Source organism: Shewanella sedimentimangrovi (genome assembly GCF_017354965.1).
Classification (GTDB): Bacteria; Pseudomonadota; Gammaproteobacteria; order Enterobacterales; family Shewanellaceae; genus Shewanella; species Shewanella cyperi.
Genome location: NZ_CP071502.1, coordinates 1,628,315 through 1,650,599 on the forward strand (window position 1 = coordinate 1,628,315; position 22,285 = coordinate 1,650,599).

The 22,285-nt window shown below is 54.5% G+C and carries 21 protein-coding genes; 17 read left to right on the forward strand and 4 right to left on the reverse strand.

The window, feature by feature from the left end:
• The first annotated feature begins 3 nt into the window (after positions 1–3).
• The 4 genes from fdx to ndk all read left to right on the forward strand — a co-directional run bounded on the left by fdx (position 4) and on the right by ndk (position 2,318).
• On the forward strand, positions 4–339 hold the full coding sequence (gene fdx, locus JYB85_RS06920; protein WP_207322637.1) for an ISC system 2Fe-2S type ferredoxin: 336 nt from the start codon (positions 4–6) through the stop codon (positions 337–339).
• A gap of 255 nt (positions 340–594) precedes the next feature.
• On the forward strand, positions 595–1,491 hold the full coding sequence (gene rimK, locus JYB85_RS06925) for a 30S ribosomal protein S6--L-glutamate ligase (RefSeq protein WP_207381597.1): 897 nt from the start codon (positions 595–597) through the stop codon (positions 1,489–1,491).
• A 108-nt stretch (positions 1,492–1,599) separates the two neighbouring features.
• The gene (locus JYB85_RS06930; protein WP_207322639.1) at positions 1,600–1,758 is read left to right on the forward strand and encodes a hypothetical protein; all 159 of its coding nucleotides are present in this window, start codon (positions 1,600–1,602) and stop codon (positions 1,756–1,758) included.
• Positions 1,759–1,886: 128 nt separating this feature from the next.
• The gene (ndk, locus tag JYB85_RS06935) at positions 1,887–2,318 is read left to right on the forward strand and encodes a nucleoside-diphosphate kinase (protein WP_207322640.1); all 432 of its coding nucleotides are present in this window, start codon (positions 1,887–1,889) and stop codon (positions 2,316–2,318) included.
• A gap of 87 nt (positions 2,319–2,405) precedes the next feature.
• On the opposite strand, the gene JYB85_RS06940 is transcribed toward ndk, so the two are convergent.
• Together JYB85_RS06940 and JYB85_RS06945 are read right to left on the reverse strand one after the other, a co-directional pair.
• The gene (locus tag JYB85_RS06940) at positions 2,406–2,759 is read right to left on the reverse strand and encodes a TraR/DksA C4-type zinc finger protein (protein ID WP_207381598.1); all 354 of its coding nucleotides are present in this window, start codon (positions 2,757–2,759) and stop codon (positions 2,406–2,408) included.
• A gap of 98 nt (positions 2,760–2,857) precedes the next feature.
• On the reverse strand, positions 2,858–3,811 hold the full coding sequence (locus tag JYB85_RS06945; RefSeq protein WP_207381599.1) for a tRNA-dihydrouridine synthase: 954 nt from the start codon (positions 3,809–3,811) through the stop codon (positions 2,858–2,860).
• Between the two features lie 276 nt (positions 3,812–4,087).
• On the opposite strand from JYB85_RS06945, the gene JYB85_RS06950 reads away from it, so the two are divergent.
• The 12 genes from JYB85_RS06950 (at position 4,088) to JYB85_RS07005 (ending at position 16,768) form a co-directional block, all read left to right on the forward strand.
• The gene (locus JYB85_RS06950) at positions 4,088–4,621 is read left to right on the forward strand and encodes an HvfA family oxazolone/thioamide-modified RiPP metallophore (protein WP_207381600.1); all 534 of its coding nucleotides are present in this window, start codon (positions 4,088–4,090) and stop codon (positions 4,619–4,621) included.
• An 86-nt stretch (positions 4,622–4,707) separates the two neighbouring features.
• Positions 4,708–5,541: an HvfB family MNIO-type RiPP peptide maturase gene (locus JYB85_RS06955; protein WP_207381601.1), complete on the forward strand. Its 834-nt coding sequence runs from the start codon at positions 4,708–4,710 to the stop codon at positions 5,539–5,541.
• Entirely contained in the window at positions 5,538–6,281 is a 744-nt protein-coding gene (locus tag JYB85_RS06960) for an HvfC family RiPP maturation protein (protein WP_207381602.1), read from the forward strand. Before JYB85_RS06955 ends, JYB85_RS06960 begins: the two co-directional genes overlap by 4 nt.
• Before the next feature lie 265 nt (positions 6,282–6,546).
• Entirely contained in the window at positions 6,547–6,933 is a 387-nt protein-coding gene (locus JYB85_RS06965; RefSeq protein WP_207381603.1) for a YbaN family protein, read from the forward strand.
• Positions 6,934–7,110: 177 nt separating this feature from the next.
• On the forward strand, positions 7,111–7,656 hold the full coding sequence (gene apt / locus JYB85_RS06970) for an adenine phosphoribosyltransferase (RefSeq protein WP_207322647.1): 546 nt from the start codon (positions 7,111–7,113) through the stop codon (positions 7,654–7,656).
• A gap of 126 nt (positions 7,657–7,782) precedes the next feature.
• Positions 7,783–10,353: a DNA polymerase III subunit gamma/tau gene (dnaX, locus tag JYB85_RS06975; protein ID WP_207381604.1), complete on the forward strand. Its 2,571-nt coding sequence runs from the start codon at positions 7,783–7,785 to the stop codon at positions 10,351–10,353.
• Between the two features lie 96 nt (positions 10,354–10,449).
• On the forward strand, positions 10,450–10,779 hold the full coding sequence (locus JYB85_RS06980) for a YbaB/EbfC family nucleoid-associated protein (RefSeq protein WP_207322649.1): 330 nt from the start codon (positions 10,450–10,452) through the stop codon (positions 10,777–10,779).
• Positions 10,780–10,792: 13 nt separating this feature from the next.
• Positions 10,793–11,392: a recombination mediator RecR gene (gene recR, locus JYB85_RS06985; protein ID WP_207322650.1), complete on the forward strand. Its 600-nt coding sequence runs from the start codon at positions 10,793–10,795 to the stop codon at positions 11,390–11,392.
• A 182-nt stretch (positions 11,393–11,574) separates the two neighbouring features.
• On the forward strand, positions 11,575–13,488 hold the full coding sequence (gene htpG / locus JYB85_RS06990) for a molecular chaperone HtpG (protein WP_207381605.1): 1,914 nt from the start codon (positions 11,575–11,577) through the stop codon (positions 13,486–13,488).
• A gap of 51 nt (positions 13,489–13,539) precedes the next feature.
• A complete protein-coding gene (locus JYB85_RS06995; RefSeq protein ID WP_207381606.1) occupies positions 13,540–14,400 on the forward strand; it encodes a tetratricopeptide repeat protein in 861 nt (286 codons plus the stop codon).
• A gap of 129 nt (positions 14,401–14,529) precedes the next feature.
• On the forward strand, positions 14,530–15,174 hold the full coding sequence (adk, locus tag JYB85_RS07000) for an adenylate kinase (RefSeq protein ID WP_207381607.1): 645 nt from the start codon (positions 14,530–14,532) through the stop codon (positions 15,172–15,174).
• A 289-nt stretch (positions 15,175–15,463) separates the two neighbouring features.
• The gene (locus JYB85_RS07005) at positions 15,464–16,768 is read left to right on the forward strand and encodes an inosine/guanosine kinase (RefSeq protein WP_207381608.1); all 1,305 of its coding nucleotides are present in this window, start codon (positions 15,464–15,466) and stop codon (positions 16,766–16,768) included.
• A gap of 55 nt (positions 16,769–16,823) precedes the next feature.
• Here the strand turns inward: JYB85_RS07005 and JYB85_RS07010 are convergent, their stop codons facing one another.
• On the reverse strand, positions 16,824–18,137 hold the full coding sequence (locus tag JYB85_RS07010) for a dicarboxylate/amino acid:cation symporter (RefSeq protein WP_207381609.1): 1,314 nt from the start codon (positions 18,135–18,137) through the stop codon (positions 16,824–16,826).
• 220 nt (positions 18,138–18,357) lie between these two features.
• On the opposite strand from JYB85_RS07010, the gene JYB85_RS07015 reads away from it, so the two are divergent.
• Positions 18,358–20,811, forward strand: a complete 2,454-nt coding sequence (locus tag JYB85_RS07015; RefSeq protein ID WP_207381610.1) for an Ig-like domain-containing protein — start codon at positions 18,358–18,360, stop codon at positions 20,809–20,811.
• 128 nt (positions 20,812–20,939) lie between these two features.
• On the opposite strand, the gene astB is transcribed toward JYB85_RS07015, so the two are convergent.
• Entirely contained in the window at positions 20,940–22,274 is a 1,335-nt protein-coding gene (astB, locus tag JYB85_RS07020; RefSeq protein WP_207381611.1) for an N-succinylarginine dihydrolase, read from the reverse strand.
• Between the last annotated feature and the right edge of the window lie 11 nt (positions 22,275–22,285).

Genomic DNA, 22,285 nt, shown 5'->3' on the forward strand with positions numbered 1-22,285 from the left:
ATCATGCCGCAAATCGTATTTCTGCCCCATGAAGAACTGTGCCCCGATGGCGCCGTGGTTCAGGCCGAAGTGGGTGAGAGCATTCTGGACGTGGCACTGCGCAGCGGGATCCAGATTGAGCACGCCTGTGAAAAGTCCTGTGCCTGTACCACCTGTCACGTCATAGTGCGTGAAGGCTTTAACGAGCTGGAACCTTCCGACGAGCTGGAAGATGACATGTTGGACAAGGCCTGGGGCCTGGAGCCCGAGAGCCGTCTTTCCTGTCAGGCCAGGGTGGTAGATGCGGACCTGGTGGTCGACATTCCCAAATACACCATCAATATGGTCAGCGAAGGCTAAGCCTGTCGCGATAAAAAGTCCCCGGTTAGCCGGGGATTTTTTTTGCTCAAGCCATTTGCCAGGGCGTCGGCAGTCAGCCCCCCGTCTGCCCATTTCCTTCAAGTTAAATTCCGCGGTTTCTTCGGGGAATCGCCATAATTGCAGACACAGAAATCTCTCTTGTGTGCATTTCGCCGTCAGGGGCCAGTGAGCATGATTGCTTTTGGCTTCAGGCGGCGTATGATGCGCTCGTTTTCCTGATTGCCGGAGTTTTGAATGAAGATTGCGATTCTGTCGCAGGGCCCCACACTGTATTCCACCCGCCGTTTGGTGGAAGCCGCAGAGCAGCGGGGCCACGAGGTCAGGGTGATTAACCCGCTCGAATGTTATATGAACATCAATATGCGTCAGTCCAGCATCCATATCGGCGGTGAGGAATTACCCCAGTTTGATGCGGTGATCCCGCGTATCGGTGCGGCCATTACCTTCTATGGCTCCGCCGTATTGCGCCAGTTTGAAATGATGGGGGTGTATGCGGTCAACGAGTCGGTGGCCATTTCCCGCTCCCGTGACAAGCTGCGCTCCATGCAGCTGATGTCCCGCCGCGGCATAGGCTTGCCGATCACAGGTTTTGCCAACAAACCCAGCGATATTCCCGATCTTATCGATATGGTGGGGGGCGCGCCTTTGGTTATCAAACTGCTGGAGGGGACCCAGGGCATAGGCGTGGTACTGGCGGAAACCCGCAAGGCGGCCGAAAGCGTCATCGAGGCCTTTATGGGTCTGAAAGCCAACATCATGGTGCAGGAGTACATTGGCGAAGCCAATGGTGCCGATATCCGCTGCTTTGTGCTGGGTGACAAGGTGGTGGCGGCCATGAAGCGCCAGGCGGCGCCGGGGGAATTTCGCTCCAACCTGCACCGCGGCGGCACCGCCAGCCTGATAAAGCTGACACCGGAAGAACGCTCCATTGCGGTGCGTGCCGCCAAGACCATGGGGCTGAATGTGGCCGGGGTGGATTTGCTGCGTTCCAATCATGGCCCTGTGGTGATGGAAGTCAATTCGTCACCGGGCCTGGAAGGCATTGAAGGTGCAACAGGTAAGGATGTGGCCGGGGCCATTATCGCCTTTATTGAAAAGCAGGCCAGCAAAGGCAAGCCGGCTCAGGGCTGACAATCACCAGTCCTTTGATCGCTGTCAAATCAAAGTGTCGGTATTGGGGCTAGGCTTAGACTGCACACTTGGGCGTGCAGCCCGGCTTCGAACAAAAAGGATGTTGCCATGAAATACCTCTTGATACTTTGCTTGTTGCCTTCCCTGGCGCTGGCCCATGAAGGCCACGGTGGGGTAGGTCTGTTTCACCATCTGCTCGAACTTTGGCCTGTGGTGCTTTTGCCGGCTCTGATGACCGCTTGGTGGCTGAAACGCCGCGATCGCTGAGCTTTATGACAGGACAGTGAACTCTTGGGGAGTTCGCTGTCTTTGTGCTCATAAAAGATAGGCTTTACCTTTTAAATCTCGTATAATCCGCGCGAATTTTTCCAACTTGCTCACAAAGGAAGCTAGTTATGGCGATCGAACGCACTTTTTCTATCATCAAGCCTGATGCTGTTGCCAAAAACCACATCGGTGCAATCTACAATCGTTTTGAATCTGCCGGTCTGAAGATCGTTGCAGCCAAAATGGTTCATCTGACCAAAGAGCAGGCTGAAGGTTTCTACGCTGAGCACAGCGAGCGTCCTTTCTTCGGTGCTCTGGTTTCTTTCATGACTTCCGGTCCTATCATGGTTCAGGTTCTGGAAGGTGAAAACGCCGTTCTGGCCAACCGTGAAATCATGGGTGCCACCAACCCAGCTCAAGCTGCCCGCGGTACTCTGCGCGCTGACTACGCTGACAGCATCGATGAGAACGCAGTACACGGTTCTGACGCTCTGGCTTCTGCCGAGCGCGAAATCGCTTACTTCTTCGCTGCCGACGAGCTGTGCCCACGCACTCGCTAATTCGGGTCTGCGAATGAAAAAGGAGCCTCAAGGCTCCTTTTTTTATGCTTGTAGCGGGGGATTGGAACCCTGCCTTGCGTGCCCGGATCAGTGATTGAGCCTGAGCTCGTGTCTGTGACCCATGTGGAAGTGTTCGGCGCAGGTTGCACAGCGCTGCTCCGAAGGATCAGCCAGTAAAAGATCCGCTTCTATGGGCTCTTCACAGTCGGCACACAGGCCATAGAGCCCCAGATCCAACTGACACCAGGCGGCGTCCAGGCGCAGCAGGCGCTCGAACAATGGCGTTTCGCTCAGATGGAGATCTGTCAGGGTGTTGATGATATCGCTCAGTGGAGCCGTGGTCGCTATGGCGGCCACCTGCGGCAGTGACTGGTTACCAAGCTCTTCCCTGAGTGACGCTTCTAGCTGTGACAGTGCGTGTCTGATGTTTGGCATGCTCACGGCGGCACCTGTTATACCTTGATTGATGGATCTTCAGTCTAGTCTTGCTGCACAGGCAGACCATGATGCCGATCAAATACCTAGGTGATTTTACGGTTTTATCCGGCCTGATGCAGTTTTGCCTGTGCCGATTGTAACTCTGCCACTATGGCATCGGTGGTTTTATGGATCCGCAGCTCGCGGAACAGGGCATCGGCCTCGGGATATTGGCGGTTGAGATAACTGAACCACTGTTTGATACGGGCCGGATAATAGTCGCTCTTGTGACCACTGAGTTCCTGGGCCGTGTAGTCGAGCATCAGCCCCAGGGTTTGCTCCCAACTGTAGGGTGAAACACAGTCCTTAATGGTGGCTGCCAGGTTGGGCAGGGATATTGCGCCCCGGCCAATCATGATGCTGTCGCAGCCCGTGACCTGCATGCAGCGCTCGGCATCTTCGCGGCTCCAGATTTCTCCGTTGGCTATGACAGGGATCGGCAGGCGTTCACGCACTTCGGTGATGTATTCCCAATAAGCCGGTGGCTTATAACCATCGACCTTGCTGCGGGCGTGGATCGCCAGCTCGGTGGCGCCGGCCTCATAGACGGCGAGGGCGTTTTCCATAAACAGCGATTTGTCTTCATAGCCCAGGCGGATCTTGGCCGTCACCGGCTGCGTGTCGGGTACGGCATCGCGCATGGCCTTGACTATGTCGTGAATAAGCTCCGGATATTGCAGCAATACGGCACCGCCCTTACTGCGGTTGACCATTTTGGCGGGGCAGCCGAAGTTGGCATCTACCCCTTTGGAACCCAAGGCCACGGCCCGGGCAGCATTTTCAGCCATCCAACCCGGTTCCTGGCCCAGGATCTGCACCCTGACCGGCGTTCCTGCCCGGGTAGTACCGCCCTGCAGCAGTTCGGGACAAAGGCGGTAATAGACTTTCTCCGGCAGTAATTGATCCACCACCCGCACGAATTCGGTCACCAGCAAATCATAGGGATTGATGGCGGACAGTATTTCCCGCATCAGATGGTCAACCACCCCTTCCATCGGGGCCAGAATTATTCGCACTGCAGTGTCCTTGGAACTCGCTGCTAAAAGGGCGGGCATTTTACCGCGAGTTTCCATACCACTGAAGCACGATTTCTACTTCGAATTAAGCTCTTGATTAATCTGCACTTGCCAACTAAGGTGATCTTGCCTAACAGAGGGTGATTGGGAAAAGTGTGATTATTATCCCAAGTTGCGCAATAAAATCATTGCTGCCGGGGTCTTTGTTTGCAGACCAACAAGGTAGCCGTTTTGTTGGTGACCCATAACAGCATGTACAAAAGAAGGAAGACAATTATGAGTTCAGTAAAGAAAACCGCCGTAGCAGTAGCCCTGGGTACCGTCGTTGTGGGTGCGGCATTTGCTGCCCAAGCCAACGCCAATCCCTTTGGCTTTGAGGAAATGCAGGCGGGTTACCAACTGGTTGGTGATGAAGGCAAGGGTGGCGAAGGTAAGGCCAAAGAAGGCAAGTGCGGTGAAGCCAAGTGCGGCGGCGACATGAAGGCCAAAGAAGGCAAGTGTGGCGAAGGCAAGAAGGTCAAAGAAGGCAAGTGCGGCGATGACATGAAAGCCAAAGAAGGCAAGTGCGGTGGCGACATGAAGGCCAAAGAAGGCAAGTGTGGCGATGACATGAAAGCCAAAGAAGGCAAGTGCGGCGGCGACATGAAAGCCAAAGAAGGCAAATGCGGTGAAGATATGAAACGCAGTGCCGAAGGCATGGAGCACAGCATGGAAGGTAAGGCCGGTGCCGAAGCCAATAAAGTCAAGGCCAAAGAAGGTCATTGCGGCAGCGCCAAGAGCAAGGAAGGTCACTGCGGCGGCAAGCACTGATCTCCGGACGTTAAGCTTGGCAGAGGCCAGCCGCCTGGCTGGCCTTTTTATTAGCCGTCTTGTTATCGGTAAAAAAGGAGCAACAAATGTCCGAACGTGCCCTGGCGGGCCTGGGCCTGCGGCGGGAAATGCTTAACGAATTCTGCCTTGCGGTGCCGCAGGAGATAGACTTTTTTGAAGTGGCGCCGGAAAACTGGATGCCATTGGGGGGCAAGTTAGGGCGCCAGTTTCGTCAGCTGACCGAAAAACACCGCTTCTTCTGCCATGGCTTATCGCTTTCCATTGGCGGCCCCAATGATCTGGATATAGATTTTGTCAAACGGGTCAAATCCTTTCTGGATTTACACGGTATCGAGATTTACTCGGAGCACCTGAGCTACTGCTCCGGAAAGGGGCATATGTATGATCTGATGCCCATTCCCTTCACCTCAGATGCGGTGACGCACGTTGCCAAGCGGGTGCGCCAGGTACAGGACATACTCGAGCGGCCACTAATTCTGGAAAACGTTTCCTTCTATGCTGCTCCCGGCGCCGAAATGAGTGAACTGGAATTTGTCACATCGGTATTGGACGAGGCCGATTGTGGCCTGTTACTGGATGTAAACAACATATATGTCAACTCGGTTAACCATGGCTATGATCCAAGGGCTTTCCTGGCCGCGATGCCGACCGATCGTATTCGTTATCTTCACATAGCCGGCCACCATGTGGAGGCCGAGGATTTGATAGTCGATACCCATGGCGCTGCAATAGTCGACCCTGTCTGGCAGCTCCTTGATGATTGCTATCGCATTCATGGGGTGCATCCGACCCTGCTGGAGCGAGACTTCAATATTCCCGCCACCTCAGTGCTGCTGGCTGAGTTGCAGCAGATCCACAGCGCCCAGCGAAAAGCTTTGCAGCTTAAGGATGCGTCATGAGTTTCATATCAATACAACAGCAATTTATTGAGGCCATCAAAGCGCCGGACATGGCCGTACCAGCTGACGTGCCTGAGGCCAGGATGGCGGTCTACCGGGAGCTGTTCTTCAACAACGTTGAGGGTTTTGTCAGCAGTGCTTTCCCGGTACTCAAGAGTTTGTATACTGCCGGCGATTGGCTGCAGCTGGTGAGGTTGTTTTTCCGTAAGCATGATTGCCAATCCCCTTTGTTTGTGGACATCGCCGGCGAATTTTTGGCATTCCTGCAGCAGGAATATCAGCCGACCGAGCTGGATCCGCCTTTTATGCTGGAGCTGGCCCACTATGAATGGCTGGAGCTGGTGGTCAGCATAGCCCAAACACCGGACCATGAGGGCCCGCTGGTCGGGGACATTGGCTGCGCCCCTTTATTGCTCGCAAGTCATGCAAAAGTGGTACAATACCACTATGAGGTGCAGCGGATCAGAGCCGATTTTCGTCCCGCGGCACCCGCAGCAGAACCCCTGTTCTTTTGCGTATATCGCGATGCCGACGACAGGGTCTGTTTCCTGCGCCTCAACCCTCTGACAGCACAGACGTTGGCGCTGTTGGCGGAGCGGCCCGGATTGGATTTGGGCGCTCTGAACCAGGCGCTGTCCGAGCTGTATCCCACCATGGATGAAGAAACCCTGGCCGCAGGCTTGTGGCAATTGCTGCAGCAGCTGGCTGACAAGGGCATCATTCAACAAAAATTGAAATAACCCTACTTTTAGTCTGTTTTTATTTTCGGGATCAACCGCTAGAATGGCGGCCATTTTGTGAGCCCTGTCACGCTCACTCGTCATTCAAACAAGAGGAGCTGTCATGAGCCAGCCATTTAAAGATCCATTTAACGTTCTGTATTTCCTTGGTTTCCTGCTGGTCATGATGCTGCCTACACTGCCCGCCAGCCTGTCCTGGCTCAAGCACTCCGGCCTTATCTAAGCCGCAAACAGCCACTGAATTCAGTGGCTGTTTTGTTTGCCTATGTTGATCCGTAGTCTGCTGTTGTTTGTCGGTTTGCTCAGCCTGGTTTTGGGGATCCTGGGGATCTTCCTGCCGCTGCTGCCGACAGTGCCTTTCCTGTTGCTGGCGGCCTTTTGCTTTGCCCGCTCAAGCACACGTCTGCATTTATGGTTGCAACAGCATCCCCATCTGGGTGAGCCATTGCGCCACTGGCAAGAGCGTCGAGCAGTGAGACCGGTTATCAAACGGCGGATTATGTGGCTATCGACCGCCAGCTTTGTCCTCAGCATTTATCTGGTGCCACTGTTGTGGGTGAAGGCCGTGCTTCTTGTGGGCATGTTGGTGTTGCTCTGGTGCGTGCACCGGATCCCAGAGTGGAACGATGAGGGAAAAGAGTGGCACGATTGAAGAAAAAGCCGGAACTGTGAGCCGCAGCCCAGAGTCAGATACCGGCACCTTCGTCGTCGGTTGCATCCGGCTTCAAAGGGGCTTAAGCTTTAGCCGGATTTTTGTTGGGTCCACCTGTGCGTGGACTTTTTTGTTGTTTAAGGCCAGCTTGCTGGCAAATCAAATGTGAAACCCGTTATGAACACACAGAGCCTAGCGCTTATCAAGCAGAGCATTAAAACCATTCCTGATTACCCCAAGGCCGGGATCATGTTCCGTGACGTGACCAGTCTGCTCGAAGATCATCAGGCCTATAAAATGGCCATGGGACTCTTCCTTGAGCGTTATCGTGACCAGGGCTTTACCAAGGTTGTTGGTACCGAGGCCCGTGGCTTCCTGTTTGGCGCGCCGCTGGCGCTGGAGCTGGGTGTGGGATTTGTGCCTGTGCGCAAGCCCGGCAAACTGCCCCGTGAAACCATAGCCGAAAGCTATGAGCTGGAATATGGTCATGACACCCTGGAAATGCACGTCGATGCCATCAAGCCCGGTGACAAGGTGCTGGTGATTGACGATCTGCTGGCGACCGGCGGTACCATCGAAGCCACGGTCAAGTTGATCCGTCGTCTGGGCGGCGAAGTGGCCCATGCCGCCTTTGTGATTTCCCTGCCGGATCTGGGCGGAGAGCAACGCCTCGCCAATCAGGGACTGGAAATCTTCAAACTGTGTGAATTTGAAGGCGATTAATTCCCCGTTCCCGTCGCTGAAATCAGGCTCCCCATCATGGCCGTGTGGCATGTGTGCCAAGGGCGTGGTATGTTTGCCCCATGATGAGGAGCTTGCTCCCGAACGCGTTTATCTGTGGGGAGTTTCATGTCTTACCAGGTGTTAGCCAGAAAATGGCGCCCTGCCAAATTCGAGCAGGTTGTGGGTCAGTCCCACGTTCTGCATGCCTTGACCAATGCCCTGGGTCAAAACCGTTTGCACCATGCTTACCTGTTTACCGGCACCCGCGGTGTCGGCAAGACCAGTCTCGCCCGCCTGTTTGCCAAGGGATTGAACTGCGAGCAAGGGATCACTGCGTCACCTTGTGGCGTGTGTGCCAGTTGTGTGGAGGTTGCCCAGGGTCGTTTTGTCGATCTGATTGAGGTGGATGCGGCGTCCCGCACCAAGGTGGACGACACCCGGGAAATATTGGATAACGTCCAGTACCGGCCCAGCCGCGGCCGTTTCAAGATCTACTTGATAGACGAAGTGCACATGCTGTCCAAGAGCAGTTTCAATGCCCTGCTCAAAACCCTGGAAGAACCCCCTGAACACGTTAAGTTCCTGCTGGCAACCACGGATCCGCAAAAGTTGCCGGTGACAGTGTTGTCCCGCTGCCTGCAATTCAATCTCAAGAGCTTGTCCAAAGAGCAGATAAGTCAGCAGTTGGCGCTTATCCTCAAGGCCGAAGGTCTGCCGTTCGAGGCGCCCGCGCTGGAGCTGCTGGCCAAGGCGGCCCAGGGCAGCATGCGTGATGCCCTTAGCCTGACCGATCAGGCCATAGCCTTCGGTGCAGGACAGGTGCTGCGCGAGCAGGTGCAGACCATGCTCGGCAGTGTAGATACAGGTCAGGTCATCAATTTGCTGCAGGCATTGGCCCAGGCCGAGATAGCACCTCTGATGCAGGCGGCGTCGTCGGCATTGGCCTTTGGTGCCGATGCCGATGAACTGCTGCGTTCCTTGCTTGAGCTGCTGCACCAGATAAGCCTGAGCCAGTTTGCTCCGGCCGCCGCTGAACTGTCTGAACACAGTGAACAGGTGCTGGCCTTTGCCAAGGCACTGGCCCCCGAGCAGGTGCAGCTCTATTACCAGATTTTGCTTGAGGGGCGCAAAGAGCTGCCCTTCGCTCCGGATCCCAGAACCGGACTGGAAATGACCTTGCTGCGTGCCGTCGCCTTTATCCCACAGATGCCGGCCAAGCGTTGGCAAAAGGGAGAAGGCGTGGCGCTGGATATACCGGCGGCTACCAAGACAGTATCGGCAGCGCCGGTTATGGCCGACAACGCCCCAACTCCCCCGGTTGCCAAGCCGGCAAGCGTCGAGGCCCAAATGGACCAAGGTGCAATAACACCAGCGTCCCAAGCCGATGTTACCGATAGCCATGATTCAGCCCATGCTCCCGTGCAGTCCAGTCAGGCGGATATGCCTGAGCTTGACTCAGGGCTATGGGAAGACATGGATGAAGCGAATGCAGCGCTGGTTGCGGAGCAAAACCTGCTGTTGTCACAGGCCGAAAGTCAGGGCTTTGCCGGTGAAGACATGTTTGGTTTTGTGCCTGACGAAGCGCCTCAGGAACAGCTGCTGCCGATGCAGGTGACTCAGGCCCAGCAGCAAGTTCCTGAATTGGACGCGCCTCAGGCGACAGCGCCACTGGCATTGGGTGATGACATTCTCGATGCGGTACTGGCGGCCAGAGACGATCTGCTGTCACAGTTGGGCAGCGATGTTGCCGAGGAAGGTGACCCAAAAAAGTCCTGGCAGCCACTAAGCCGTCAGCGCGAGGTCGTTGAGGCAAAGAGTGACAGCGCCGAGTCTGTTATTACGCAAGATGAGCCGCAGCTTGCGGCACCGGCACCGACACCGGCAGTAACAGCCCCTGCAGATGAAGACAGACCTCCATGGGAAGAGGCTGCGAAGCCTGTGGTGGACGCCGCTGCCGAGACCTCATTGCCAGCCGAAGCTAGAGCTGAAGCGAAAGCCGGGGCCGCAATCGAGCCGCACCTGCCAGTGCCACAGCCAGAAGTGCCACAGCCAGAAGTGCCATTGCCAGCAGAGCAACAGCCAGAGGCCACGCAGGCTGAGACCAAGCAGATTGAGGCCAAACAGACTGAGGCCAAACAGACTGCGGAAAAGTCACAGGATGGCGCTGGGCTTCCTGCGAATCCCGAAACCGCCAGCGGCACCGTTAACCTCAGTGTGCCCGCTGACTTGGGGGACATTACCGGACATCAGGACGACTTGCGTTGGTACAAGCTGATGTCGGCCCTGGATATCGGCGGCCGGGTGCGGCAATTGGCCGTTAACTCTGTGTGCCTTGACTGGTCTGAACCACTGCAATTGGTGCTGAAGCCGGACCAGAAACATCTGGCTGCGCCCATTGCCATCACTCAGCTGGTGGAATCCCTTGGACGGGCGCTGGGGCATGTCACTGAGGTGCAGGTGGACGTGGGGCAGGTAGTGGGACGGGAAACGCCGCTGGAGATCCGTCAGCGTTTCCACCAGGAATTGCTGGGACAGGCACAGGCTTCTTTGCTGGCCGATCCCAACGTCAACTGGCTGATGACTTGGGCCGGGGCAGAATTGCAACCGGACAGTCTCAATTATCCCGGTGAGTTGCTGGGGGCCCGGGGCAGGGCTTTGCCTGCCTTGCCGCCGCTGCAACAACCACAGGAGGCCTGAGCGGCTTTCGCATTGCTAATCTGATTTATTTCAGTAAGATTAGCCAATTTCATTCCTCCGGCTTGGCCGGAACATCAACAGATAGAGATTAGGCATATGTTTGGAAAAGGCGGTATGGGCAACCTGATGAAACAGGCCCAGATGATGCAGGACAGAATGGCCAAGATGCAGGAAGAAATTGCCCGCATGGAGCTAACCGGTGAATCAGGTGCAGGTCTGGTCAAAGTCACCATGACCGGCAGTCACAGTGTACGCAAGGTCGAAATCGACCCCAGCCTGATGGAAGACGACAAGGAAATGTTGGAAGATCTTATCGCTGCGGCCTGTAACGATGCGGCACGCCGTATCGAAGAAGCACAGAAAGCTAAAATGGCAGAAGTTACCGGTGGTATGCAGTTGCCTCCCGGCATGAAGATGCCTTTCTAAGGAGCTTTGGTTAATGCGCTTCAGCCCGCTGGTGGATGAACTGATCCAGAATTTGCGTTGCCTGCCCGGGGTGGGGCCCAAGTCGGCCCAGCGCATGGCGTTTTCTCTGCTGGAGAGTGATCGCAAGGCCGGGATCAAGCTGGCGGACGCGCTGGCGCGGGCCATGGCCGATGTGGGCCATTGTCAGTCGTGCCGCACCTTTACCGAGGAAGCCCTGTGTCCCATCTGCGCCAGTGCCAAGCGCGGCAAGGCCGATACCATTTGTGTGGTGGAAACCCCAGCAGACGTGCTGGCCATTGAGGCCGGGGGCCACTTCCAGGGCCGTTATTTTGTGTTGCAGGGACATCTGTCACCGCTCGATGGCATAGGACCGGAAGAATTGGGTCTGGCCTTGTTGGAGCAACACCTGGGCAGAGATGAAATAAGCGAACTGATCCTGGCCACCAACCCTACTGTGGAAGGCGATGCCACGGCCCACTATATTGCCGACATCGCCAGACGTCATGGCGTCAATGTCAGCCGTATCGCCCATGGTGTGCCGGTGGGCGGGGAGCTGGAATACGTCGACAGCACCACCTTGGCCTTGTCCTTCACCGGACGTCAGCCACTCTAGTATTTCCGCGCCAATACTCGAAACCCTGCATCATGGCAGGGTTTTTTGTTTGTTTTTTGCCCGATTGCATGCTCAATCCCGACTCACCCTTGAAATGCCCCCGGGCGCCCCCATGTTAATTCCAACGACGGCGTGAGCCGACACACTTTATGTAACATCAGGAATTGATAAGGGAACCCAGTATGTCGCATCAAGAAACCCATGGTTTTCAAACTGAAGTCAAACAGCTGTTGCAGTTGATGATCCATTCTTTGTACTCCAACAAAGAAATCTTCTTGCGTGAATTGGTCTCCAACGCCGCCGATGCTGCGGACAAGTTGCGCTATCTGGCACTGACCAATGACGCTCTTTATGAGGGAGATGGCGAGCTCAGGGTCCGCGTCAGCGCCGACAAGGACAAGGGCACAGTCACCATTGAAGATAACGGCGTCGGTATGACCCGCGACGGTGTGATTGAGCATTTGGGCACCATTGCCAAGTCGGGCACCGCCGAGTTTTTCAAGAATCTGTCCGGTGATTCAGCCCGTGACTCGCAGCTCATAGGTCAGTTCGGCGTCGGTTTCTACTCGGCCTTTATAGTGGCCAGCAAGGTGGAAGTCTTTACCCGCGCCGCCGGCCATGACGCCGATGAAGGGGTGAAGTGGGTCTCCGAGGGTGAAGGCAGCTTTACCGTGGAAACCATCACCAAGGCCGATCGCGGCACCAAGATAGTGCTGCATCTGCGTGAAGAAGAAAAAGAATTTGCCGATGATTGGCGTCTGCGCTCCATCATCACCAAGTATTCGGATCATATTTCCATCCCGGTGGAAATGTGGCAGGAAGGCAGCCCGGAGCGCGAAGGCGAAGACGGCGAAACGGTACCTGCCACCGAGGGGCAATGGAAGGCCATGAACAAGGCCACCGCCCTGTGGATGCGCTCCAAGTCCGAGATCAGTGACGAAGAGTATCAGGAATTCTACAAGCACATTTCCCATGATTTTGCGGACGCCCTGGACTGGAGCCACAACAAGGTGGAAGGTAATCAGGAATACACCAGCCTGCTCTACATTCCATCCAAGGCCCCCTGGGATTTGTGGCACAGGGATCGCAAACACGGCCTCAAGCTGTTTGTGCAGCGGGTGTTCATCATGGATGACGCCGAGCAGTTTATGCCGTCCTACTTGCGCTTTGTGCAGGGTCTTATCGACTCCAACGATCTGCCACTGAACGTGTCCCGTGAGATTTTGCAGGACAACAAGGTGACCCGTACCCTGCGTCAGGCCCTGACCAAGCGCGTATTGTCCATGCTGGAAAAACTGGCCAAGGATGATGCCGACAAGTACCAGCAGTTCTGGGCCGAGTTCGGTCAGGTGCTCAAGGAAGGTCCGGCAGAGGATTTCGCCAACCGCGAACGTATTGCCGGTCTGCTGCGCTTTGCCTCAACCCATACGGGCAATGCCGCGCCAACCGTGTCCCTGGATGATTACATTGCTCGCATGAAGGAAGGTCAGGAGCGGATTTACTATATCGTGGCCGACAGCTACGAGGCGGCTGCCAACAGCCCCCATCTGGAACTGCTGCGCAAGAAAGGCATTGAGGTGCTGCTGCTGTCCGAGCGTATCGATGAGTGGTTGATCAACCACTTAAACGAGTACAAGGAAAAGCAACTGCACTCTGTGACCCGCGGCGATCTGGATCTGGGCGCCCTGGAAGATGAAGCCGAGAAGGCCGAGCATGAACAGGCGGCCAAGGAAGCCGAATCCCTGCTGCAACGTTTCAAGAGTGCCCTTGGGGACAAGGTCAAGGACGTCAAGGTGACCAGTCGCCTGACCGATACCCCAGCCTGTGTGGTTGCCGGTGAAGGTGAAATGTCCAGCCAGATGATTAAGCTGATGCAGGCCGCGGGTCAACCTGTGCCAGAAGTTAAACCCACCTTCGAACTGAACCCGTCGCATCCGCTGGTGGCCCGATTGGGCGAGTTGCAGGATGAGCAGGTCTTTGGTGAATGGGCCGAGCTGCTGCTGGGCCAGGCCACCCTGTCCGAGAAAGGCAGCCTTGCAGATCCATCGGCCTTTATCAAGCTGATGAACAAGATGCTGCTGGACAGCCAAAAGTAACAGTCACACAAGGGGGGCTCTGGCCCCCCTGTTTACGTGAAAAGGAATGATATGGATACCCAACAGGTAATCGAGCTGGCCCTGACCAGAGACAATATCCAACAAGTGGTGGACACCTCGCTCAACCAACTGGTGGTGCTGTGCTTCCACGCCCGCAGCCAGCCTGAAAGTCAGGCAATGTGCAGCCGCCTTGGCAATATGGCCAAGGGTGCCCAGGGACGCTTTTTGCTGGCCACTGTGGATTGTGAGGCCGAGATGGAGATTGCCTCCTATTTCCGTATTCAGGCGCTGCCGACCGTGTTGCTGCTCAGTCAGGGGCAACCCATAGACGGTTTTGCCGGTGAGCGTGCCGATGCCGACATAGAGTCCATGTTGGAGAAACATTTGCCGCCCCTGTGGCAATTGAAACTGGCCGAGGCCAAGGCCTTGTTGGCCAAAGGTGACGCAGCCCAGCAAGCCCATGATTTGCTGAAATCTGTGTATCAGGAAGTCAAAGATGCCACTGTGGCCTTGCCCTTTGCCGATGCCTGCCTGCTGCTGGGGGATATAGCCACTGCTCAGCAATTGCTGGATACCATTGGCCTTGCCGATCAGGACGGTTATTTCCAGAGTCTCAAGGCAAAGCTGACTTTGGCGCTTGAAGCGGCCGATACCCCGGAAATCCGTCAGTTGCAGCAGGCATTTGAGCAGAACAGCGATGATTATGGCGTCAGGATTGAACTGGCTCGCGCCTTGGTGGCCGCTCACAGGGAGGAGGAAGGTTTGGCGTTGCTGTTTGAGGTGCTTGGCAAGGATCTTGGTGCCCACGGCGGACAAATCAAACAAGTGTTTATGGACATGCTGACAGCAATGGGGCAGGGGAATAGCCTTGCAAATCAATACCGTCGCAAGCTGTATAGCTTACTGTACTGAAAAATGCACAGCGGTCACGACCGTTTTATGTGGCTAAAGTCGTAGCCAAAACCCTTCTATTGCGATGCCAGATGTGCGAAGATCGCCGCCCTAAGAAGAACGTCAATGCGAAATAAGAGGACTCTTGAAATGCGCATTATCCTATTGGGCGCCCCAGGTGCCGGTAAAGGTACCCAGGCTCAATTCATCATGGAGCAATACGGCATTCCACAGATCTCCACCGGCGATATGCTGCGTGCCGCTGTGAAGGCTGGAACTCCCCTGGGGCTGGAAGCCAAGAAAGTGATGGATGCAGGTCAACTGGTGTCCGATGAACTGATCATAGGTCTGGTAAAAGAGCGTATCGCTCAGGATGACTGTGCCAAAGGTTTCCTGCTGGACGGTTTTCCGCGCACTATTCCCCAGGCCGACGCAATGGCGGCCAATGGCATCAGCATAGATCATGTGATTGAAATCGATGTGCCCGATGAGGAAATCGTCAAGCGCATGAGCGGCCGTCGTGTACATCCGGGTTCAGGTCGTGTCTATCATGTGGTATTCAATCCGCCCAAAGCGGAAGGCAAGGATGATTTGACCGGCGAAGAGCTGGTGATCCGTCCCGATGATGAAGAGTCAACCGTGCGTAAGCGTCTGGCCATTTATCATGAGCAAACCAAGCCGCTGGTGGATTACTACGGCAAGGTGGCTGCCGCCGGCAACACCAAGTACAGCAAGTTTGATGGCACCCAGAGTGTGGCTGATGTGAGCAAGCTGATCGTTACTGCTCTCAGCTAATAGTGCTGGATCAATCTTTGAAGAAAGCCTGTGAATACAGGCTTTTTTTATGCCTATCACCAAGCCTTGGCATCACAACTTCTTTCACTTTCTCTTCCTTTTCGATCTCCTGACACCCGCCTCTGGTCTGCCGGGAAAATTATGATAGAATCTGCCGCCGCATCGCCGGTGAGGTGGCGATTGCTGCTGTAATGGCGGCCAGACTCACCCCGGCCTACACTCAAGCGTTACGGAGCCAGGCCAATTGGCCCTGTGCAGGATCAGGGATGTCCGTCGAAGAGAGCCTAATATGAAGTTTCCCGGTCAGCGTAAATCCAAACACTACTTTCCCGTCAAGAGCCGTGATCCCCTGCTGGAGCAGCTGACACAGCAGACGCAACCGCGCGTGACCTATATCAGCGGCATAGATCAGACCCTGGTGGACATTGAGGCCAAGGTGCATGATGAACTGCTTGCGCGCTATGGTTTGCCCAAGGGAAATTCGACCCTGATTGATGATGTGGCAGCCCATGCCCTGTATCAGGAACTCAAGGGCAATAACCTGATAAGCGACGAGTTTGCCGGTGGCACCATAGGCAACACGGTGCACAACTACTCGATTCTGGCCGACGACCGCTCAGTGCTGTTCGGGGTCATGAGCAAGCACATAGAGGTGGGCAGCTATGCCTATCGTTATCTGTGCCATACCTCATCCAAGGTGGACCTGAATTATCTGCAGCCCGTCGACGGCCCCATAGGCCGCTGTTTTACCCTGATCTCCGACTGCGGTGAGCGCACTTTTGCCATCAGCAAGGGCGCCATGGACAAGTTGACGCCGGAATACATTAACCGCGAGGTGGTGGAGGGTAGTGCAGCCCTGGTATTGACCGCCTACCTGATGCGCGCCAGCGATGGCGATGGCATTACCGACGCGGCAATACGGGCGATCAATTACGCCAAGGCTGCCGATGTGCCCGTGGTGCTGACCCTGGGCACCCGTTTCCTTATCCAGGAAGACCCCCTGTGGTGGCAAAACTTTATCCGCGAGCATGTCACCATACTTGCTATGAACGAGGATGAAGGGGAAGCGCTGACCGGACATGCCGATCCCTTGCTTGCCAGTGAAGCTGCACTGGAATGGTGTGATCTGGTACTGACCACAGCGGGCCCCATAGGCCTGTACATGGCGGGTTATACCGAAGAGAGCGATAAGCGAGAAACCAGTCATACCCTGTTGCCTGGGGCGATACCTGAATTCAATCGATATGAGTTCTCCAGGCCGATGCGCAAGCGCGACTGCCAGGAAGCGATTAAGGTCTATGCCCATATCTCACCATACATGGGGGGACCGGAGCAAATCCGCAATACCAATGGTGCCGGAGATGGGGCTTTGGCTGCACTGCTGCACGACCTGGCAGCCAACGGTTTCCACAAGGCCAACGTACCGGGCTCCAGCAAGCACAGGAATGAAGGGCTCTGCTACTCTTCATTTTCACAGATTTGCAAATATGCCAATCGGGTCGCCTATGAAGTATTGGCCCAGCACAGCCCACGTTTGTCCCGTGGTTTGCCTGAGCGGGAAGACAGCCTCGAAGAGTCGTATTGGGAAAGGTAAGATATTGATAATAAAAAGGCGTCCGATGGACGCCTTTTTTATGCTTGGGTGAAAATCAAATCGTGCGATGCACTTCCGCATCAAAACTGCCACTGGTCTTGCCGGCCTTGGGATCAAGGTACACGGCCTCGTTCAATGAGCCCTCGGATTTGGCAATAATGACTGTGGCGACGCTGTCGCCGGTGACATTCACCGCAGTGCGTACCATGTCGAGCATACGATCGACACCAATAATCAGTGAAATACCTTCAACCGGCAAGCCCACCTGATTCAGCACCATGGCGAGCATAATCAGTCCTACACCCGGCACACCTGCTGTCCCTATGGATGCCAGCGTGGCGGTCACCACCACAGCTGCGTAGTCGGTGATAGTCAGCTCAATACCGAATACCTGGGCGATAAATACGGTGGCTACGCCCTGCATTATGGCGGTGCCATCCATATTGATGGTGGCGCCGAGTGGCAGGGTAAAAGAAGCAACCTTATTGTCAGCGCCCAGCCTGTGTTCAGCCGCTTCCATGGTAACGGGTAGAGTGGCATTGGAACTGGCGGTGCTGAAGGCGAATAACTGCACATCGCGCATCTTGCGGATAAAGATGAGAGGATTCAATCCGGAAAATGCTTTAAGTATGGTGGGGTAGACCACGAAAGCATGGATAAGCAGCACAGACAACACCAGTACAAAGTACTTGATAACACTGCCAAGGGTATCCAGTCCCAGGGTGAGGGTCAGTTTGCCCATCAAGGCAAACACGCCGTATGGCGCGAGCTGCATGATCAGAGTAACGACCCGCATTATGACCTCATTGAGATCGTCAAACAGGGCGGCAACCCGTTTGCCCCGTTCGCCTATATGGGACACGGCAAAACCAAAAATCACGGCAAAGATGATGATTTGCAGCATATTGCCTTCACTCATGGCTTGCATGGGGTTGGTCGGCACTATGCTGATTAACACCTCAGACAGACTCGGAGCGGCTTTGACGCTGTACTCCATATTCTCTGTGGCCATGGAGGCGCTGCCGGGGTGCACAATTACCGCAGCTAAAATAGCCAGGGTCAGAGCAACTGCGGTAGTGAATAAATAGAAGGCGAGGGTTTTGCCACCGAGACGACCTAATTTGGATGGCTCACTCAGTGAGCAGGTACCACACACCAGGGAAATAAATACCAGCGGGACAACCAACATTTTCAGGCTGGAAATAAATATGGTGCCGATGACATGTAAAAAACCATTGGTGATATAGTCACTGACAAAGGTACTATCCGGGAACAGAATTCGCAGCACCAGCCCCAGTGTAATACCGGCACCCATGCCGATTAAAATCTTGCCTGTCAGGCCTATTTTGCTTGTTTTATTGGCTGCCATCGTCTTTCCTGTGTAATTTTTATGCTTTGATTTTTGGCGCAATAAAGCCTAACAAGAAACAGAGTGCGATGAAATGGCTGCTTAAGGAAACTTTTCCGGGATTTTCGCTAAATAAAAGAAATCAGCGATGGAAAAGTTACATGAAAATTGTGTAATGTTAGCCTATAAGTAACAAGCGGAAAGCTTGCGTATTATCATTAGAGTAACAGGGAGTCTGACAATGAAGTCAGCTTATAAGTTATGGTTTGCCTCTTTTTTGTCTTTTTTACTGATAGCTTGTGGTGGGGGGGGCGGTCTCTCTTCCGATGAAGATGGCGGTGGTGGTACGCCAACGGATACCATCACAGTATCGGTTTCTATTTCCAATACAGATATTGATGCTGCCACTCCGGCCACAGTGACCGCCAATGTTACCGGCTCGGTTTCCGGTGCGCAGGCAGGCAAGTTGGTTACCTTCAGCCTGAATAACGACAGTATGGGGACTTTTACTCCTGGCACGGGCACGGCATTGACCGATGCCAATGGCAATGCTGTCATTGCATTAAGTACCGCAGACATAGAGGGGGCCGGTACTGTCACAGCTACGGTTGACACCGGTGAAAGTGGCAAAGTTGGCTTCAACATGAAGGGGGACGGTGGTCGTTCCACCGGAAGCAGTGCTCAAGTGAGTCTGACTCTGACAGACGTCAACGGTAACGCCATAGATACCATCTCCACGACCAAGCCAGGTAAATTGGTTGCGACCGTATCCGGCGTGTCTAAAACCGTGATTGTGACCTTTGATTCAACTCTGGGTGATTTACCCATAAAGACCGCCATTACCGATGCCAATGGTCGTGCCACTGTGGATGTTTATGCAGGCAGTCAACCAGGTGCTGCATTGGCGTCAGCTTCGCTCTCTACAGGAGAGCTGGGGCAAAAAGTGTTTGTGGTAGGTGCCACCAACGTATTGATGGGGACTGCAGAAGGTACCTTTGAGTCGGGCAAGGCCAGCGTCAGCGCGACCAGCCTTTCAGCGGGCGGTACGGCGTCGATTTCGGTAAAACTACAGGATGATCAAGGTAACGTCTACACTGAGCCGGTTGATGTGCACTTCACTTCTACCTGTAGCAGTAAAAGTACTCCTGAAGCAGAGTTAAGCACCCCGGTGACAGCTGTTGGTGGCATTGTAACCAGCACCTACCTCGCCAAAGGTTGTGTCGGCGATGATGCCATCAGCGTAACGGCTAACGTGGGCGGTAAAAACCTTTCCGCAACCGGTACTATTAACATCATGGCGGCCGATGCCGGCAGTATCGTTTTTGTCAGCGCGACTCCTGAAAATATCAGCATCAAGGGAACCGGTGGTGATGAATCTTCCACCGTTAAGTTTAAGGTACTGGACACCAATGGAAACCCGGTTGCCAATAAGGCGGTAAGCTTTTCACTGAATACTTCTGTGGGCGGTTTAACTCTCAGTCCTGCCACGGCCACGACCAACAATTTGGGTATAGCACAGACGGTAGTGACTTCGGGTACTGTGGCAACGACAGTACGGGTGACAGCATCCATTGATGGCACAGATCCATTGATTTCCAGTCAGTCCAGTGTGTTGGTTATTTCTACCGGTAAACCAGACCAGGACAGCTTCTCTTTGTCTGCCGAAGTGCTTAACGCAGAAGGCTGGGATCTTGATGGTACCGAGGTGAAGGTGACAGCGCGTTTGGCCGATGCCTTCAACAACCCCGTACCCGACGGCACGGCGGTGTATTTCACCACCGAAGGTGGCGCCATTGACCCTTCCTGCACGACCAGTGGCGGCGCTTGTACCGTGGTGTGGCGCAGTCAGAATGCCAGGCCCGAAGGCATAGAAATTATTGATGGTGCCGGTAACCAAATTAGCAACCCTGTATATGATCTGGTTGAAGATAGTGGGCGTTATTACGGTTTTTATGGTCAGAATTTTGGTGGCAGAGCCACTATTACCGCGACCGCCGTTGGAGAAGAGTCCTTCCCCGATACCAATGGTAATGGCCGTTTCGATGCCGAGGAAATGACCGCGTTTTTGACCGGCAAGGATGTCAGTGGTCACGGCTATGATTTGACCGATGCCTTCGTCGATTATAACGAAGATGGGATATTCAATCCCCAGCAGTCCGGTGGCCAAGCGGGCGGCGACAATGAAGAGCTGATTGATTTCGATGTCGATGGTCAGTTTGATGCTGCCGATGGCAAATACAATGGTGTGCTTTGCTCGGAGCCTGCCCACGCTGGTTGTGCAACCGGAGATGCCCAGTCGCTGTTTGTCAGAAAAAGTCTGGTGATGGTGATGTCCGGCAGCACTGCTTATGCGACAAACGCAAATGATGTGCTCATTTCAGATAAAGATGGCCCAAGTTTGGGTGGCAGCATAGATATAATTGGTAAAAGTGCTGCTTCGGTTGTTTTCTCTATATCTGATCTGCATAACCAGCAAATGCCCGCTGGGTCTACCGTGACTTTTACCACTTCTGCCGGTTCAATAGCCAGTACCCCTTCATATACTTGGACGAGTACTAACCGAAACAGTGCTGCGAGATATGCTGTAACAGTCAAGGGGGCCGATGAGCCCGAGAGCGGTGTTTTCAGTGTTGTCGTCACTACACCAAGTGGCGTTGTAACGGAAGTTTTGGCTATACCTGTTAATATCTACTAAAAACTTGGATTTTAAAAAGGCCACTCAGATGAGTGGCCTTTTTTACGTGCTGCGCTTTCAGTCTTAAACAAGCTCTAAAGAAAAGCCACTCAATTGAGTGGCTCTTTATGTTTGTCTTGGTAAGACAATTAACGTTGGAACCTATACGCGCTGCCGAGCTTCATGATTTGGGTCAGTTCATCCAGCGCGGTGCGGGATTCAACCAGGAGTTGGGGGTCGGCGAGGTCGGCTATGGTTAAGCGATCGCGGTAGTGCTTATCCACCCATTGGTTGAGGCGGTTGAACAGTGCGTCATTCATCATCACGTTGGGATTCACCGCTGCCAGTTCGGCTTCGTTCATGGCGACCCTGAGCCTCAGGCAAGCCGGGCCACCGCCGTTTTGCATGCTTTGCTTCACATCAAAATAGTGTACTTTTTTGATTGGCGTATTGAATGTGACCAATTCAGTGAGGTAAGCATGAACGGCCGCATTCTCCTCGCAATCGGTTGGCGCTATGATGGCCATCTCACCATTGGGCAATGTGATGATCTGGGTGTTGAACAGATAGCTCTTGACCGCATCCTGCACGCCGACTTTGGCGGTTGGGACTTCGATAAAATGCATGTCGGTGTCCATCTTGCGCTGAATTTCCGCCAGTTTTTCCTGGGTGTGCAGGAAAGCTTGCTGATGGTAAAACAGCACATTTTGGTTGCCCACGGCAATCACGTCATTGTGAAACACGCCCTGGTCAATGACATCGGGGTTTTGCTGCATAAAGACGGTATTGTCGTCTTCCAGCTGGTGTAACCTGGCGACGGCTTGTGAGGCCTCCAGCGTTTGTCTGGCCGGGTACTTCTTTGGCGCCGGCATGTCCGGGCGGGTCACGGCCCGGCCATAGACAAACACTTCCACGCCGGCGCGGCCATAATCACTGCACAAACGGGTATGGTTGGCGGCACCTTCATCACCGAAGCTGGGATGTTCGGGCAGGTGCTCGTGGTGATGGAAATGGCGGCTGTCTGCGAAGATGGCCTTCAGAATATTACCCGTGGTGCTCGGCTCAATGGAGCGATGCAGCTTGTCCACCAGGTTGGCTGGGGTGAAATGCAGCTTGCCATCGCGGGTGTCGGCACTGGGTGAAACCGTTGCCGCATTGGCGGTCCACATGCTGGAGGCGCTGCAACAGGCCTGCAGTAGGGCCGGCGCCTGTTGTGCGGCCTTTTGCAAGACTTCGGCATCTGTACCACCGAAACCAATACGGCGCAGGGTGTGCAGATCCGGGCGCTCCTGGGGCGCCAGCATGCCTTGAACCATGCCCATATCCGCCAGTGCTTTGGCCTTCTTGAGTCCTTGCTTGGCAGCATCTTTGGGATTGGATGTCAGAGCGGCATTACTCTGGGATGCCACGTTACCAAAGGAGAGGCCTGCGTAATTGTGGGTTGGTCCAACCAAGCCATCAAAGTTAGCTTCGAAGTGCTTCATTTATTGTCCTT